The organism is Oricola indica (assembly GCF_965227485.1).
In the GTDB taxonomy this organism is placed as follows: domain Bacteria; phylum Pseudomonadota; class Alphaproteobacteria; order Rhizobiales; family Rhizobiaceae; genus Oricola; species Oricola indica.
This window is the reverse complement of record NZ_OZ245747.1, coordinates 4,639,412-4,653,569: the sequence shown is the minus strand read 5'-3', so window position 1 is coordinate 4,653,569 and position 14,158 is coordinate 4,639,412. Positions and strand designations below refer to the sequence as shown.

Sequence of the window (14,158 nt, the reverse complement as noted above, 5' to 3'; positions counted from 1 at the left end):
AATGCGATCATTCATATACGCATACAAAATCCAAATAACAATCAAGGAATACCTTGACCGCCAGTGAAGAAGGTGTTTGTATATGAATGAACCACTCATCAGTGAGGGTTTGGGCGGATCGCCCATCATGATCAAACGTCTCGGGAGGAGGCTCATGAACAAGCTATTGGCCGGCGTATCCGCCGGTGTCCTCGCATTGGTTGCCGGCGGGGCTGCGCTCGCGCAGGATTTGCCAGGCAAATTCGAAGGCGTCACCATCGATGCCAAGCTGATCGGCGGTCAGCAATATGAAAACCTCTATTCGCGTATCGCGGATTGGGAAGCCGCGACCGGCGCAAAGGTCAACGTCATCTCCAAGAAGAACCACTTCGATCTCGACAAGGAGATCAAGTCGGATATCGCCGTCGGCGCCGTGAACTGGTGCGTCGGCTCCAACCACTCATCTTTCGCGCCGCAATATCCGGGCATCTATACCGACCTGAACGCGCTGCTTCCGGCTGAAGAGATCGACGCCTATGTCGATGCCAACATCGCCGCCTCGACACTCGACGGCAAGCTGGTGATGCTGCCGCGCGCGCAGTTCGACGTCTCGGCGCTGTACTACCAGAAGGACATCTACGAGAACGAGGACAACAAGGCCGCGTTCAAGGAGCAGTACGGCTACGATCTCGCGCCGCCGGACACCTGGGAGCAGGTGACCGACCAGGCCAAGTTCTTCGCCAATCCGCCGGACTTCTACGGCACGCAATATGCCGGCAAGGAAGAGGCCATCAATGGCCGCTTCTACGAGATGCTGCGCGCCGAGGGCGGCGAGTATCTCGACGCCGACGGCCGTCCGGCCTTCAACTCCGAAGCCGGTGTTCGCGCTCTGAACTGGTTTGTCGACCTCTACTCTGCAAAGGCGGTTCCCGCCGGCACGACCAACTATCTCTGGGACGATCTCGGTCAGGGCTTTGCCTCCGGCACCGTGGCGATCAACCTGGACTGGCCGGGCTGGGCAGGCTTCTTCAACGATCCGGGCGCATCCAAGGTTGCCGGCAATGTCGGCGTCGTGGCGCCGCCCAAGGGGTCCTCGGGCGCACGCACCGGCTGGTCGGGCCATCACGGCTTTTCGGTCACCGAGAGCTGCGAGAACAAGGAAGCGGCCGCGTCGCTCATCTGGTTCCTCACCAACGAGGACAGCCAGAAGCTCGAAGCCGCCGCCGGTCCGCTGCCGACGCGGGACGCCGTCTGGGACTGGGTGATTGCCGAGGCCGCGGACGATCCGTATCGCAAGGAAGTGCTGCAGGCCTTCCAGGAAGCCGCCAAGGGTGCCTATCCGGTTCCCCAGTCGCCGTCCTGGATCGAGATTTCCAACGCCGTCTATCCGCAGCTTCAGGCCGCGATCCTCGGCGACAAGACCACGCAGCAGGCGCTCGACGACGCGGCTGCCGAGGCCCAGGAAATCCTTGAGGACGCCGGAGAGCTTTAAGCTTCCTCCCGAAAGGGCGCGGCTCGGTCGCGCCCTTTTCCCTTGACCGGACCGCCGGGCCAAAGACACTGGCGACCGCCCGCATCCCACGCGAAAAGAACACGAGGAAACAATGAGAGGGTGGAAGCCCGCGCCGCATGTGCTCCTGCTTTTGCCGGCTTTCATCGTGCTGGCGGCAGTGGTCGTGGTGCCGCTTATGCTGTCGCTCTATTCGAGCTTCACGCCGTTCCGGCTGACGCGGCCGGATTCGATTTATACCTTTATCGGTTTCCGCAACTATGAGCGCCTGCTGACCGACAAGGACTTCTGGATCGCCTTCGGGCGCACCGTCCTTCTGCTCACCTTCGCGCTCAACCTCGAGATGGTGCTGGGTCTTCTTCTGGCCCTACTGGTCGAGAAGGCCTCTCGCGGACAGCGGATCCTGCGCACCATCATGATGTTTCCGATGATGTTCTCGCCGATCCTCGTCGGCTTCCAGTTCAAGTTCATGTTCAATGACAATATCGGTCTCGTGAACAACGCCCTGCAGTCGCTCGGCCTGACCGATCGGGCGATACCGTGGCTCATCGATGGGCAACTGGCTTTCATCTCCATCCTGATCGCTGAAATCTGGTCCTCGACGGCGGTCTTCGCGATCTTCATTCTCGCGGGCCTGATGGCCATGCCGCGCGAACCGCTCGAAGCGGCCAAGGTCGATGGCTGCACGCCCTTGCAGAGCTTCCGCTATGTGACGTGGCCCTTCGTCATGCCCTTCGCCTTCATCGCGATGACCATCCGCTCGCTCGATATCGCGCGCGCCTATGACATCGTGAAGATCATGACCGATGGCGGCCCTGCCGGCCGCACGGAAATCCTCTGGACGCTGATCGCGCGAACCGCCTATTCCGATGCCCGCATGGGCCTCGCCAACGCCATGGGCTATATCGCGATCCTTCTGTCGATCCTGTTCACGCTGCTGTTCTTCCGGCAGCTCGCAAAAGCCCGCCAGCAAGTCGGCGCGGAGTGGTGACCATGGACGAGAACGCCGGACATCGCCTCAAACGCAGCCTCCTGAAGGCCGCTCATCTGATCGGACTGTTCCTGGCCATGGCGATCATCTGCCTGCCGGGTTTCTGGATCGTGCTGTCGTCTTTGCGCCCGACCGTGGAAATCATGGCCAAGCCGCCGGTCTGGATTCCCAACGAGATTTCGTTCGACGCCTATATCGCGATGTTTTCCGGTGTCGGGCAGGGCGGAATCCCGGTTCTGGAGTATTTCCGCAACTCGGTGATCATCTCGGTCACCTCGACCGTCATCGCGCTCGCGGTGGGTATGGCCGGCGGTTACGCCTTCGCGCGCTACCGTTTTCGCGGCAAGACGGCGATCTTCCTCGGCTTCATGCTGACGCGCACCGTGCCGGGCATCGCATTGTCGCTGCCGCTGTTTTTCGTCTATGCGAAGCTTGGCATCATCGACACCCATTTCGGCATGATTCTCGCCTATGTGGCGCTCAACGTCCCGTTCACGGTGTGGCTGATCGACGGCTTCTTCCGCCAGGTCCCGCGCGACCTCGCCGAAGCCGCCCAGATCGACGGCTGCACGCGCTGGCAGGCTTTCTGGCAGGTCGAATTCCCGCTGGCGCGCCCGGGCATCGCATCGGCCGGCATCTTCGCCTTCCTGATCTCGTGGAACGAATTCGCCCTGGCGTCGCAGCTGACGCGGTCGACCAATTCCAAGACGCTGCCGGTCGGCCTGCTCGACTACACCGCCGAATTCACCATCGACTGGCGCGGCATGTGCGCGCTCGCCGTGGTGATGATCATCCCGGCGCTCACACTCACTTTCATCGTTCAGAAACACCTCGTCTCCGGTCTCACCTCCGGCGCGGTGAAGGGATAGACATGGCTACCGTATCGCTGAAGAACCTGGTCAAGAAATACGGAAGTCTCGAGGTGGTGCATTCCATCAACCTGGAGGTCCAGGACCGTGAATTCATCGCTCTTGTTGGCCCCTCCGGGTGCGGCAAGTCGACCTCGCTGCGCATGATCGCCGGGCTGGAGGACATCACCGGCGGCGAGATCCGTATCGGCGACCGCAAGGTGAACGACCTGCCGCCGCGCCAGCGCAACATCTCGATGGTGTTCCAGTCCTATGCGCTCTATCCGCATATGAGCGTGGCCGAGAATATGGGCTTCTCGCTCAAGATCGCGGGCCGCTCGCAATCGGAGATCGACGCGGCCGTGGCGCAGGCGGCTCAGACGCTCGGGCTGGAGACCATGCTGGAACGGCGTCCCTCGCAATTGTCCGGCGGACAGCGCCAGCGCGTCGCCATGGGCCGCGCCATCGTGCGCGATCCCGATGTCTTCCTGTTCGACGAGCCGCTCTCCAATCTTGACGCCAAGCTGCGCATGCAGATGCGCACCGAGATCAAGAAGCTGCATGCCAAGGTCCAGTCCACGGTCATCTACGTGACCCACGATCAGGTCGAGGCGATGACGCTCGCCGACCGGATCGTCATCATGCGCGACGGCCATATCGAACAGGTCGGCGCGCCGGAGGAAGTCTTCCAGCGGCCGGAAACCCGTTTCGTCGCGGGGTTCATCGGTTCGCCGACCATGAATTTGCAGGAGGCGAGCGTCGATGACGGCAAGCTCGCCTTCGCCAATGGCGACACGCTGCCTTTGCCGGCCGAGTTTCGCGATGCGGTAACAGCGGGGCAGAAGGTCGTGTTCGGCCTTCGTCCGGACGATCTCTATCCGGCCGGTCACGGCATCCATTCCGGCGAGGCGCATGACGTGCACACGGCTTCTGTGCCGGTGTCGATCACGGAACCGCTCGGCAACGAAACCCTCGTCTTCGCCGAATTCGCGGGCGAGGACTGGATCGCCCGAATGCTCAATCCCAGGCCGTTGCAGCCGGGTCAGACCGTCGATCTCAGCTTCGACCTCAGCCAGGCGCATCTGTTCGACGCCGAAACCGGGAAGACCCTGAGGAGGTAGGGCGATGGCGCGTATCGAAAAAGTCGAGCTTCGCATGGTCGACCTGGTTCCAAAGGTCAGGCGCACCGATGCGATACAGAGCTTCGTCAGCCAAGAAACGCCGATCGTGACGATCACGGATTCCGATGGCGCGGTCGGCACCGGCTACAGCTACACGATCGGCACCGGCGGTTCGTCGGTCATGCGCCTTCTGGTCGATCATCTCGCACCGCGCCTGATCGGCCGCGACGCAGACATGATCGAGGGCATATGGCACGAACTCGAATTCGCCACCCACGCGACCACGATCGGTGCGATCACCTCGATCGCGCTCGCTGCCGTCGATACGGCGCTTTGGGACCTGCGTGCGCGCAAGCAGGGGCTGCCGCTGTGGAAACTCGCCGGCGGGGCCAAGGATCGCTGTCCGCTCTACACCACCGAGGGCGGCTGGCTGCATATCGAAACGCAGGCGCTTGTCGATGATGCGCTCGACGCGAAGTCGAAGGGCTTCACCGGATCGAAAATGAAGATCGGACGGCCGCACGGGTCGGAGGATTTCGAGCGGCTGTCAGCGGTGCGCGCCGCCGTCGGCGACGGCTACGAGATCATGACGGACTGCAATCAGGGCTTTACCGTCGACGAGGCGATCCGCCGTGCCGATCGGTTGCGCGAACTCGATCTCGCCTGGTTCGAGGAACCGCTTCCCGCTGACGACATCGACGGTCATGTCCGCCTTTCCCGATCGACCGCGACGCCGATCGCCATTGGCGAGTCGCTCTACTCGATCCGCCATTTCCGCGAATACATGCAGAAGGGCGCCTGTTCGATCGTGCAGGTCGATGTCGGTCGAATCGGGGGCATCACCCCGTGGCTGAAGGTTGCGCACGCGGCCGAGGCCTTCGATATTCCCGTCTGCCCGCATTTCCTGATGGAACTGCATGTCAGCCTGACCTGCGCCGTGCCGAACGGCAAATATGTCGAATACATCCCGCAACTCGACGACCTGACGTCCAGCCGCATGGCCATCGAGGACGGTCACGCGCTGGCCCCGTCCGAACCGGGCATCGGCATCGACTGGGACTGGGACGCGCTGCGGGCAAAGAGCATCCCCGAATTCACGACGACGGTCACGCAACGGGAGGAGTAAGCCATGCAGCGTATGGGAATGGTGATCGGCCTGAAGCCGGAGAAGGTCGCGGAATACAAGCGCCTGCACGCGGCGGTCTGGCCGGAGATCCTCGACATGATCTCCCAATGCAACATCCGCAACTATTCGATTTTCCTCAAGGAGCCGGAAAACCTGCTCTTCGGCTATTGGGAATATCACGGTTCGGATTTCGCCGCAGACGCCGCCAAGATGGCCGCCGATCCGAAGACGCAGGAATGGTGGGACGTTTGCATGCCCTGTCAGGAGCCGTTCGAAACCCGTGCGGACGGCGAATGGTGGGCGATGATGGAGGAGGTCTTCCATCATGACTGAGCGTTTCGATCCCAAGACGCTGCGCCAGTCCTGGCCGCTGCCCGCCGATCCGCGCCCCATCGTCACCTTCGGCGCGGGTTCCATCGTCAGTGACGCGCATTTTCCCGCCTACAAGAAGGGCGGGTTCCCGGTCGCGGGCCTTTACGATCCGGATATCGAGAAAGCCGAAAAGCTTGCCTCCGAATGGGGCGTGAAGGCGTATTCCTCCATCGAGGAAGCGGCGGCAGAGCCCGGAGCGATCTTCGATCTGGCGACGCCGCCCAAGGTTCATGCCGACGTTCTGCGCGCCTTGCCGGACGGCGCGGCCGCCCTGATCCAGAAGCCGATGGGCTCCGACCTCGCCGGCGCGACGGAGATCCTCAAGATCTGCCGCGAGAAGGACTTGAAGGCCGCGGTCAATTTCCAGCTCCGCTTCGCGCCGATGATGCTGGCCCTGAAGGACGCCATCGCGAAAGGGTGGCTCGGCGAGGTCGTCGATTTCGACGCCTGGCTGGCGCTGGCGACGCCGTGGGAGTTGTGGGCCTTCCTGAAGGGCCTGCCGCGCATCGAGATCACCATGCACTCGATCCATTACCTGGATCTCATTCGCCAGATCCTCGGCGACCCGCAAGGGGTCCACGCGAAATCGCTCGGTCATCCGAGCCACGATATGGCGCAGACTCGCACCAGCGCGATCCTCGACTATGGCGACACGGTGCGTTGCGCGCTGTCGATCAATCACGACCACAAATTCGGCCGCAAATACCAGGCCTGCGAGTTCCGCGTCTGCGGAACCGAAGGCGCGGCCTATCTGCAACTCGGCGTCAATCTCGACTATCCCCATGGCGAGCCGGATATACTGGAGATTCATCCGAAGGGCGGCGACGCGTGGGTTTCCGTGCCTCTCGAAGGGGCGTGGTTTCCTGACGCCTTTGTCGGCCGCATGGCCAATCTCCAGCGCTTCGTATCCGGCGAGGATGCCGAGCTGGTGAGCTCGGTCGAGGACGCCTGGAACACGATGGCGCTCGTCGAGGCCGCCTACACCTCCTCCGCAGCGCCCGCGACACCGCTTGAACAAAGACCCTGACGATGGAACAGACGATCTATTTCGAGGACTACGAACTCGGCCATGAGCGCATGACCTATGGCCGCACGATCACGGAAACCGACTTCGTGGTCCATGCCGGCCATACCGGCGATTTCTTCCCGCATCACATGGATGCCGAGTTCATGAAGACGCAGCCTTTCGGCCAGCGCATCGCCCACGGCACGATGGTCTTTTCCATCGGGGTCGGGCTGACGGCGAGCGTCATCAATCCGGTGGCGTTTTCCTATGGCTATGACCGGCTGCGTTTCGTCAAGCCGGTCTTCATCGGCGACACGATCCGCTCCCGCGTGACGATCGTCGCCAAGGATGACGATCCGAAACGTCCGGATGCCGGCCGCGTTGTCGAGCGCACGGAAGTTCTCAACCAGCGTGACGAGGTCGTTCTCGTCGCCGATCACATTCACATCGTGGAACGCAAGAACAAGCCCGCCTGACGGGCCGACGGAGACGACATGACGGATTGGGTCAAGGACAAGACCGTATTGGTGACAGCGGCCGGGCAGGGGATCGGACGCGCCACGGCGCTGGCCTTCGCCGCTGCCGGTGCGCGCGTGGTCGCGACCGATATCAACGAGACGACGCTGGCGGAACTGGCCGGCGAGACGGGGATCGAAACCCGCAGGCTCGACGTGTTGAAGGATGACGATGTCCGCAACGCCGTCGCGGAGACGGGCCCCGTGGATGTGCTGTTCAACGGCGCCGGCTTCGTCCATGCCGGGTCGATCATGGAGATGAAGGACGAGGAGTTCGATTTCGCCATCGATCTCAACGTCCGCTCGATGATCAGGACAATCCGCGCGGTGCTTCCTTCGATGCTGGAGCGCGGCGGCGGATCGATCATCAACATGGCGTCCGTCGCAAGCTCCATGAAGGGCGTTCCGAACCGCTTCGCCTACGGCACCACCAAGGCCGCCGTGATCGGCCTCACCAAGGCCGTGGCTGCCGACTATGTCGGCCAGGGGATCCGCTGCAATGCGATCTGCCCCGGCACGGTGGAAAGCCCGTCGCTTCACGATCGCATGCGGGCCCAGGGCGATTTCGAAACCGCCCGCGCGGCCTTCATTGCGCGCCAGCCGATGGGCCGCATCGGCACGCCGGAGGAAATCGCCGACCTGGCGCTGCACCTCGCCAACGCGACCTACACGACCGGCCAGGCCTACGCCATCGATGGCGGCTGGACGATCTGACAACGCCTGAAGGACGTAATCCCGTGACGAAAATCACCGGCCTCAAGACATTCGATCTTCGCTTCCCGACGTCGCAGAACCTCGATGGGTCGGACGCGATGAACCCGGATCCGGACTATTCGGCCGCCTATGTCGTGCTGACGACGGACACGGACGGGCTGGAAGGCCATGGGCTGACCTTCACCATCGGTCGCGGAAACGAGATCTGCGTCGCGGCGATCGAGGCCATGCGCCATCTCGTCGTCGGTCTGGACCTCGACTGGATAATCGAAAACCCGGGCCGCTTCTGGCGTCATGTCACCTCCGACAGTCAGTTGCGCTGGATCGGCCCGGACAAGGGCGCGATGCATTTGGCGACGGGGGCGATCGTCAACGCGGTTTGGGACATGATGGCCAAACATGAAGGCAAACCCGTCTGGAGGCTGGTGGCCGAGATGAGCCCGGAAGAAATCGTCGATATCGTCGACTTCCGCTATCTGACCGACGCCATCACGCGCGAGGAGGCTCTGGCGATCCTCAAGGCCGCCGAGCCGGGCAAGGCGGACCGGATCGCGAAGCTCGAGGCGAGCGGCTATCCCTGTTACACGACCTCGGCCGGCTGGCTCGGCTATCCCGACGAAAAGCTGCGCCGTCTGTGCCGCGAGGCGGTGGAGGCCGGCTACACCCATGTGAAGCTGAAGGTCGGGCGCGATGTCGACGACGACATCAGGCGCCTTCGCATCGCCCGCGAGGAACTGGGACCCGACCGCTTCCTGATGATCGACGCCAACCAGGTCTGGGAGGTCGACGAGGCCGTCGACTGGGTGAAGAAACTGTCCTTCGCCGATCCCTATTTCATCGAGGAGCCGACCAGCCCGGACGACATCGCCGGCCATCGCCGCATCCGTGAGGCGGTCGCGCCGGTGAAGGTGGCGACCGGCGAGATGTGCCAGAACCGCATCATCTTCAAGCAGATGATTGCCGGCGGTGCGATCGACATCGTGCAGATCGACTCCTGCCGCATGGGCGGGTTGAACGAGGTGCTTGGCGTCCTCCTGATGGCCGCGAAATTCGGCCTTCCCGTCTGGCCGCATGCCGGCGGCGTCGGGCTGTGCGAATATGTCCAGCATCTCTCGATGATCGACTTCGTGGCGGTATCGGGAACCATGGAAGGGCGCGTGATCGAATATGTCGATCACCTGCACGAGCATTTCGTCGAACCATGTGTTATTCGCGATGCGGCTTACATGCCGCCTTCGAGACCCGGCTTTTCCATCGAGATGAAACCGGCCTCCATCAAGGGTCACATTTTCCACGGCGGTTCGACCAAGGCCGCCTGACATAGAGTTCCAGAGGATACATTCATGAAACTGCTGCGCATCGGTGAACCCGGACACGAAAAACCCGCCATCCTCGATGGCGACGGCAAGGCGCGTGACCTGTCTTCCATTGTCGCCGACATCGCCGACGGCGTATTGCGGCCCGACAGCCTCGCCGATATCGCGAAGCTGGAACTGGATGCATTGCCGGAAATCGCGGGCGGCCGCATCGGTCCCTGCGTCGGACGCGTCGGCAAGTTCATCTGCATCGGCCTGAACTATTCGGACCACGCCGCGGAAACCGGCGCGGATGTGCCGGCGGAACCGGTCATCTTCATGAAGGCGACGAGCGCGATCTGCGGTCCGAATGACGAGGTGAGGATCCCGCGCGACTCCAAGAAAACCGACTGGGAGGTCGAACTCGGCGTCGTGATCGGCGAGGGTGGCGCCTATATCGATGAAGCGGACGCGCTGAAACACGTCGCGGGCTACTGTGTGGTCAACGACGTTTCGGAACGTGAATTCCAGATCGAGCGCGGCGGCACATGGGACAAGGGCAAGGGCTGCGACACGTTCGGCCCGATCGGCCCGTGGCTCGTTACCGCCGACGAGGTCGCCGATCCGCAGAAACTGAAGATGTGGCTCGAGGTCGACGGCAAGCGCTTCCAGGACGGGTCGACCGAAACCATGGTTTTCGGCGTCGCGCACCTCGTCAGTTATGTCAGCCGCTTCATGAGCCTGCAGCCGGGCGACATCATTTCCACCGGCACGCCGCCCGGCGTCGGCATGGGCCAGAAGCCGCCGGTCTACCTGAAGGGTGGCGAAGTGATCGAACTCGGCATCGAGGGCCTTGGCACCCAGCGCCAGACCGTCGGCAGGGCCTGACCGGCCGATAACTCCACTTTGAATGACGCGGACCGATTGAGGTCCGTGTCGGAAGCGGCGGATGTGTCGCCGCTTCCAAACGCACCCCCTCGTTTCGCGACCGCCACCCTCCTGCGGCGTGAGCGCGGCCGATTGGCACGCATATTGCTGCTTTGAGGCGCAGTGATATTCGGCATACAATCCGTGCTGAATTGCCTATATTTTAATCTGGAGGGATAATCTGTGCGAACATCAAGCCGGTCATTTGCGCAGTGGCGCACGCTTTCTGCGACGGATGCCGTCCGCCAGTCCTACGCGGCAATCCGCGACGCGGACGATCCGGCGATCTTCATCAGCCTGAAACCAGAGGAAGAAGCGCTCGTCGAGGCGGAGGCGCTCGATGCGGCCGGCCCGGAAGGCAAGCCGCTCTTCGGTCTGCCCTTCGCGGTCAAGGACAATATCGACGTCGGCGGCATGGAAACGACGGCGGCCTGTCGCGAGTTTGCCCACAAGGTCGAGGTGTCGGCATTCGCGGTCGCCCGGCTGGAAGCGGCGGGCGCGATTTGCATCGGCAAGACCAATCTGGACCAGTTCGCGACCGGCCTCGTCGGCGTCCGCTCGCCCTATGGCGTCCCGAAGAACGCGCTCGATCCGGCGCTGATCCCCGGCGGGTCGTCCTCCGGTTCTGCGGTCGCGGTCGCGATCGGCGCTGCCGCCTTCGCGCTGGGCACGGACACGGCCGGCTCCGGCCGCATTCCCGCCGGCATGAACGGGATCGTCGGTCTGAAACCCAGCGTCGGTCTCCTGTCGGCGACCGGTATGGTGCCGGCCTGCCGGACACTCGACACGATCTCGGTCTTCGCCGCGACCGTCGCCGATGCCGCCGAGGCCACCGCGGTTGCGCAGGCTTATGACGCTGCCGACTTCATGTCGCGTGACTTGCCGCCGGCCGGCGTCGCGCCGATGCCGCCGCACATCACCGTCGGCGTGCCATTGCCCGGCCAGCGTCAGTTCTTCGGCGATGCGATGGCGCAAGCCGCATATGAGGCCGATCTCGACAGCCTGGCTGCGCTCGGCGCGACGATCCGCGAGATCGATTTCGAGCCGCTGCACGCGGTTGCGCGCCTGCTCTACGAGGGCCCCTGGGTGGCGGAACGCTACCATGCGATTCGCGAGATCATCGAGACCCGCCCGAAGGTGTTGCATCCGATCACGCGCAAGATCATCGGTGGCGCGGAGGGCATCACCGCAGTCGATACGTTCGATGCGATGTACAAGCTGCAAACCATGCGGCGCCAGGTCGCGCCGGTCCTTGCCGGGCTGGACTGCCTTGCCGTTCCGACGGTCCCCGCCGTCTACACGGTCGCGCAGGTCGAGGCCGATCCCGTCACGCTCAACTCCAATCTGGGCACCTACACCAACTTCGTGAACCTGCTCGATCTCGCGGCGATTTCGGTGCCGGTCGGCGCGCGCGACGACGGTTTGCCGTCGAGCCTGACCCTGATCGGAAAGGCGGGCAGCGATGCGCGACTGGCCGGAACTGCCGCAGCGCTGGAGGCCGGTGCGCGGCCGGGCGGCGAGATCACGCCGCCGGAGGGCTCGATTACGCTTGCCGTGGTTGGCGCGCATCTTTCCGGCATGCCTTTGAACCACGAACTGACATCGCGGGATGCGGTCTTTCTGCGTGCGACGGCGACGACGCCCGACTATCGCCTCTTTGCGCTCGACGGCACCGCTCCGCCGAAGCCGGGGCTGCTGCGCGTCGAAGAGGGCAGGGGGGCGGGCATTGCCGTCGAACTCTGGGCGCTGTCGCCGGAAGCCTTCGGCACATTCGTCGCGGCAATTCCCGCGCCGCTCGGCATCGGCACGCTGGATCTGGAGGACGGTACGTCGGCGAAAGGGTTCCTGGTCGAGGCGGAAGCCGTGAAGACCGCCCGCGACATCTCCGATTACGGTTCCTGGAGGCGGTTCATGGCGGAGGCATCCTGAGCGTCGCCGGCGAATTCGTGCCAGGCTTCCTCGACGAGGCCGATATGGTTTCGCATCGCCTCCTCGGCCGCCCGCCGGTCGCCCTGCAGGATCGCGTTGACCACCGCCGTATGTTCCGCGTGGGACGCCGCGAGACGGCCGAGAGTGTCGAACTGGGCGCGGCGAAACGGTTGCAGCCGCATTCGCGTCGAGAAGGTGATCTCGATCAGATAGGCGTTCTGCGTGCCGTCATAGATGGCGTTGTGAAAGTATTCGTTGGCCTGCGCATAGCCCTGCGCATCGCCGGCCCGCATCAACGCGCCCATCTGCGCGTGCAGATCCTCCAGCGCCTTGCGTTCCGATGGCGGCATGACCTTGGCGCACAGGTTCGCGCACAGGCCTTCCAGATAGGCCATCACGTCGAACATGTCGGAGAGCGCCTTTTCGCTCGGCTTGGTGACGATCGTGCGGCGATGCGGCCTTTGCTGCACCAGGCCTGACGAGGCTAGTTGCCGCAGCGCTTCGCGTACCGGCGTGCGCGATACGCCGAATTCGCCGGCCAGCCCGCTCTCGTCGAGCGGCTTTCCGGGCTCCAGTTCGCCGGTCACGATGCGCCGTGCGATCTCGAGGCGGATCGCATCGACCGAGGTGCGCGCCGGCTGGGCCGGCACGGCACGCCGTGCGCCGGCCTCGCTCATTTCTCTTCGTCGATGATGGAGACATGGGCTGCGACAACGCGCCAGCCATCGTCCATGCGGACCCAGCTCTGCATCTGGCGGCCGATCTTTCCCGGCGCGCCGTCGCGCCGGAAGAGGGTCGAGGCGGTCGCGAAATCGCTGCCGAACGTGGTGATCACTGTGCGGTCGAGATCCCGTTCGAGCCCTTTCGGCGAACGGCCCTTGCGAAAAGCGAGGATCTCCGAAACGCCATGGAGGTTTTCGCCGATTCCGTATCGGATCGTGCGCTCGTCCTGCCAGAACAAAGCGTCGAGGGTTTCGACATCATTGCTGACAAGCGCCGTCTCGTAGCGGCTGAAGGCGGCCTCTACCTCGGCCAGCGTTTCGGGATCGTTGACCACCATCGCCTATTGCGCCTCCATCCTGTCGCGCAGCGATTTCAGGAACGGAATGGTCTCGAACTGGTCATCCTGGACGAACTCCCACGCGACGCCCTTTGGCCGCGGCATGTTGTTGTTCGTCACGATGAGTTCCTCCTCGGTCGCCACGAAATCCAGCGGCGAATCATGCGCCATCATAAAGATTTCGTCGTCGCCGACCAGTTGCGAGGAATGCACGGTCGTCGCCATCGGCGTGTCCGGACCGATGATGCCGAGCTCGCGGAAGATACCGGTCTCCAGGTCCGCGAAACCGGCGCCCTTGCCGGTCCGCCCGCCGGCCCGGCTGACGCCCACCGACCCGACAACGCAGAAATCGAGCGGTTCGACATCCACGAAATCGACCCGTTCGCCATACATCAGATAGCCGCCGGACGTCGCCGCCAGCTCGAAGGAAATGCCCTTTTCCTGAAGCTTGACCGGGTCGATCTTCAGATAGGGAAACTCCTTGGTCAGGTAGGGGACCGGTGCATAGAGCATCTTGCCCTCATAGAGCGCGCGCAGCCGAACCGGGATTTGCGGCGGATCGGGATTGCACTTGACCACCTTGGCGCGTTTCCACTCCTCGGTCTGGGCCAGATGCCATGCGGCCTTGTCGGCCCCTATGAAGTTCGGGATATGGCTCCAGGTCGGCCCCATCGCCATGCCGCCGGAATCGAGCGAATCCCAGATGCGGCTGCGCAACGAGTCCTTGTTGCTGTTGCGTCCGGCCCAGCGTCCGGTCTTTTCCAT

At 63.4% G+C, this 14,158-nt stretch carries 15 protein-coding genes; 12 read left to right on the top strand and 3 right to left on the bottom strand.

What is annotated here, in order from left to right:
• Nucleotides 1-154: 154 nt before the first annotated feature.
• The 12 genes from ACQK2M_RS23020 to atzF all read left to right on the top strand — a co-directional run bounded on the left by ACQK2M_RS23020 (nucleotide 155) and on the right by atzF (nucleotide 12,333).
• Nucleotides 155-1,471 (top strand): ABC transporter substrate-binding protein, encoded by a 1,317-nt coding sequence (locus tag ACQK2M_RS23020; protein WP_425419742.1) that lies wholly within the window; start codon nucleotides 155-157, stop codon nucleotides 1,469-1,471.
• A gap of 112 nt (nucleotides 1,472-1,583) precedes the next feature.
• Nucleotides 1,584-2,480: a carbohydrate ABC transporter permease gene (locus tag ACQK2M_RS23015; RefSeq protein ID WP_425419741.1), complete on the top strand. Its 897-nt coding sequence runs from the start codon at nucleotides 1,584-1,586 to the stop codon at nucleotides 2,478-2,480.
• Nucleotides 2,481-2,482: 2 nt separating this feature from the next.
• Nucleotides 2,483-3,349 carry a carbohydrate ABC transporter permease gene (locus ACQK2M_RS23010; protein ID WP_425419740.1) on the top strand — a complete coding sequence of 289 codons (867 nt, stop codon included), beginning with the start codon at nucleotides 2,483-2,485 and terminating at the stop codon, nucleotides 3,347-3,349.
• A gap of 2 nt (nucleotides 3,350-3,351) precedes the next feature.
• Nucleotides 3,352-4,449, top strand: coding sequence for an ABC transporter ATP-binding protein (locus ACQK2M_RS23005; RefSeq protein WP_425419739.1), 1,098 nt, complete (start codon nucleotides 3,352-3,354; stop codon nucleotides 4,447-4,449).
• A 4-nt stretch (nucleotides 4,450-4,453) separates the two neighbouring features.
• Nucleotides 4,454-5,575: a mandelate racemase/muconate lactonizing enzyme family protein gene (locus tag ACQK2M_RS23000; protein ID WP_223476527.1), complete on the top strand. Its 1,122-nt coding sequence runs from the start codon at nucleotides 4,454-4,456 to the stop codon at nucleotides 5,573-5,575.
• 3 nt (nucleotides 5,576-5,578) lie between these two features.
• Nucleotides 5,579-5,908 (top strand): L-rhamnose mutarotase, encoded by a 330-nt coding sequence (locus ACQK2M_RS22995; protein WP_425419738.1) that lies wholly within the window; start codon nucleotides 5,579-5,581, stop codon nucleotides 5,906-5,908.
• Nucleotides 5,901-6,974 carry a Gfo/Idh/MocA family protein gene (locus tag ACQK2M_RS22990; protein ID WP_425419737.1) on the top strand — a complete coding sequence of 358 codons (1,074 nt, stop codon included), beginning with the start codon at nucleotides 5,901-5,903 and terminating at the stop codon, nucleotides 6,972-6,974. Before ACQK2M_RS22995 ends, ACQK2M_RS22990 begins: the two co-directional genes overlap by 8 nt.
• Before the next feature lie 2 nt (nucleotides 6,975-6,976).
• Nucleotides 6,977-7,429, top strand: a complete 453-nt coding sequence (locus ACQK2M_RS22985; protein WP_425419736.1) for a MaoC/PaaZ C-terminal domain-containing protein — start codon at nucleotides 6,977-6,979, stop codon at nucleotides 7,427-7,429.
• Between the two features lie 18 nt (nucleotides 7,430-7,447).
• Nucleotides 7,448-8,182, top strand: coding sequence for an SDR family oxidoreductase (locus ACQK2M_RS22980; RefSeq protein WP_425419735.1), 735 nt, complete (start codon nucleotides 7,448-7,450; stop codon nucleotides 8,180-8,182).
• A 23-nt stretch (nucleotides 8,183-8,205) separates the two neighbouring features.
• Nucleotides 8,206-9,501, top strand: coding sequence for an L-fuconate dehydratase (locus tag ACQK2M_RS22975; protein WP_425419734.1), 1,296 nt, complete (start codon nucleotides 8,206-8,208; stop codon nucleotides 9,499-9,501).
• 24 nt (nucleotides 9,502-9,525) lie between these two features.
• Nucleotides 9,526-10,365: a fumarylacetoacetate hydrolase family protein gene (locus tag ACQK2M_RS22970; RefSeq protein ID WP_425419733.1), complete on the top strand. Its 840-nt coding sequence runs from the start codon at nucleotides 9,526-9,528 to the stop codon at nucleotides 10,363-10,365.
• Nucleotides 10,366-10,587: 222 nt separating this feature from the next.
• Nucleotides 10,588-12,333: an allophanate hydrolase gene (gene atzF, locus ACQK2M_RS22965; protein ID WP_425419732.1), complete on the top strand. Its 1,746-nt coding sequence runs from the start codon at nucleotides 10,588-10,590 to the stop codon at nucleotides 12,331-12,333.
• Here the strand turns inward: atzF and ACQK2M_RS22960 are convergent.
• Genes ACQK2M_RS22960 through ACQK2M_RS22950 form a run of 3 tightly spaced genes read right to left on the bottom strand, consistent with a single transcriptional unit; the run spans nucleotide 12,294 to nucleotide 14,158 of the window.
• A complete protein-coding gene (locus ACQK2M_RS22960; RefSeq protein ID WP_425419731.1) occupies nucleotides 12,294-13,010 on the bottom strand; it encodes a GntR family transcriptional regulator in 717 nt (238 codons plus the stop codon). The two genes, atzF and ACQK2M_RS22960, sit on opposite strands and share 40 nt — an antisense overlap.
• Complete coding sequence (gene hpxZ, locus ACQK2M_RS22955; protein ID WP_425419730.1) at nucleotides 13,007-13,393, bottom strand: oxalurate catabolism protein HpxZ; 387 nt, start codon at nucleotides 13,391-13,393, stop codon at nucleotides 13,007-13,009. The genes ACQK2M_RS22960 and hpxZ overlap by 4 nt, the downstream gene beginning before the upstream one ends.
• Nucleotides 13,394-13,396: 3 nt before the next feature.
• The gene (locus ACQK2M_RS22950) at nucleotides 13,397-14,158 is read right to left on the bottom strand and encodes a 5-formyltetrahydrofolate cyclo-ligase (protein WP_223476517.1); all 762 of its coding nucleotides are present in this window, start codon (nucleotides 14,156-14,158) and stop codon (nucleotides 13,397-13,399) included.

Coding starts and splice junctions, on each gene's coding strand:
- ACQK2M_RS23015 (WP_425419741.1), top strand. CDS start 1,584: ATGAGAGGGTGGAAGCCCGCGCCGCATGTGCTCCTGCTTTTGCCGGCT.
- ACQK2M_RS22995 (WP_425419738.1), top strand. CDS start 5,579: ATGCAGCGTATGGGAATGGTGATCGGCCTGAAGCCGGAGAAGGTCGCG.
- ACQK2M_RS22960 (WP_425419731.1), bottom strand. CDS start 13,010: ATGAGCGAGGCCGGCGCACGGCGTGCCGTGCCGGCCCAGCCGGCGCGC.
- ACQK2M_RS22980 (WP_425419735.1), top strand. CDS start 7,448: ATGACGGATTGGGTCAAGGACAAGACCGTATTGGTGACAGCGGCCGGG.
- ACQK2M_RS22950 (WP_223476517.1), bottom strand. CDS start 14,158: ATGGAAAAGACCGGACGCTGGGCCGGACGCAACAGCAACAAGGACTCG.
- ACQK2M_RS23010 (WP_425419740.1), top strand. CDS start 2,483: ATGGACGAGAACGCCGGACATCGCCTCAAACGCAGCCTCCTGAAGGCC.
- ACQK2M_RS23000 (WP_223476527.1), top strand. CDS start 4,454: ATGGCGCGTATCGAAAAAGTCGAGCTTCGCATGGTCGACCTGGTTCCA.
- ACQK2M_RS23020 (WP_425419742.1), top strand. CDS start 155: ATGAACAAGCTATTGGCCGGCGTATCCGCCGGTGTCCTCGCATTGGTT.
- ACQK2M_RS22990 (WP_425419737.1), top strand. CDS start 5,901: ATGACTGAGCGTTTCGATCCCAAGACGCTGCGCCAGTCCTGGCCGCTG.
- ACQK2M_RS22985 (WP_425419736.1), top strand. CDS start 6,977: ATGGAACAGACGATCTATTTCGAGGACTACGAACTCGGCCATGAGCGC.
- hpxZ (WP_425419730.1), bottom strand. CDS start 13,393: ATGGTGGTCAACGATCCCGAAACGCTGGCCGAGGTAGAGGCCGCCTTC.
- ACQK2M_RS23005 (WP_425419739.1), top strand. CDS start 3,352: ATGGCTACCGTATCGCTGAAGAACCTGGTCAAGAAATACGGAAGTCTC.
- ACQK2M_RS22970 (WP_425419733.1), top strand. CDS start 9,526: ATGAAACTGCTGCGCATCGGTGAACCCGGACACGAAAAACCCGCCATC.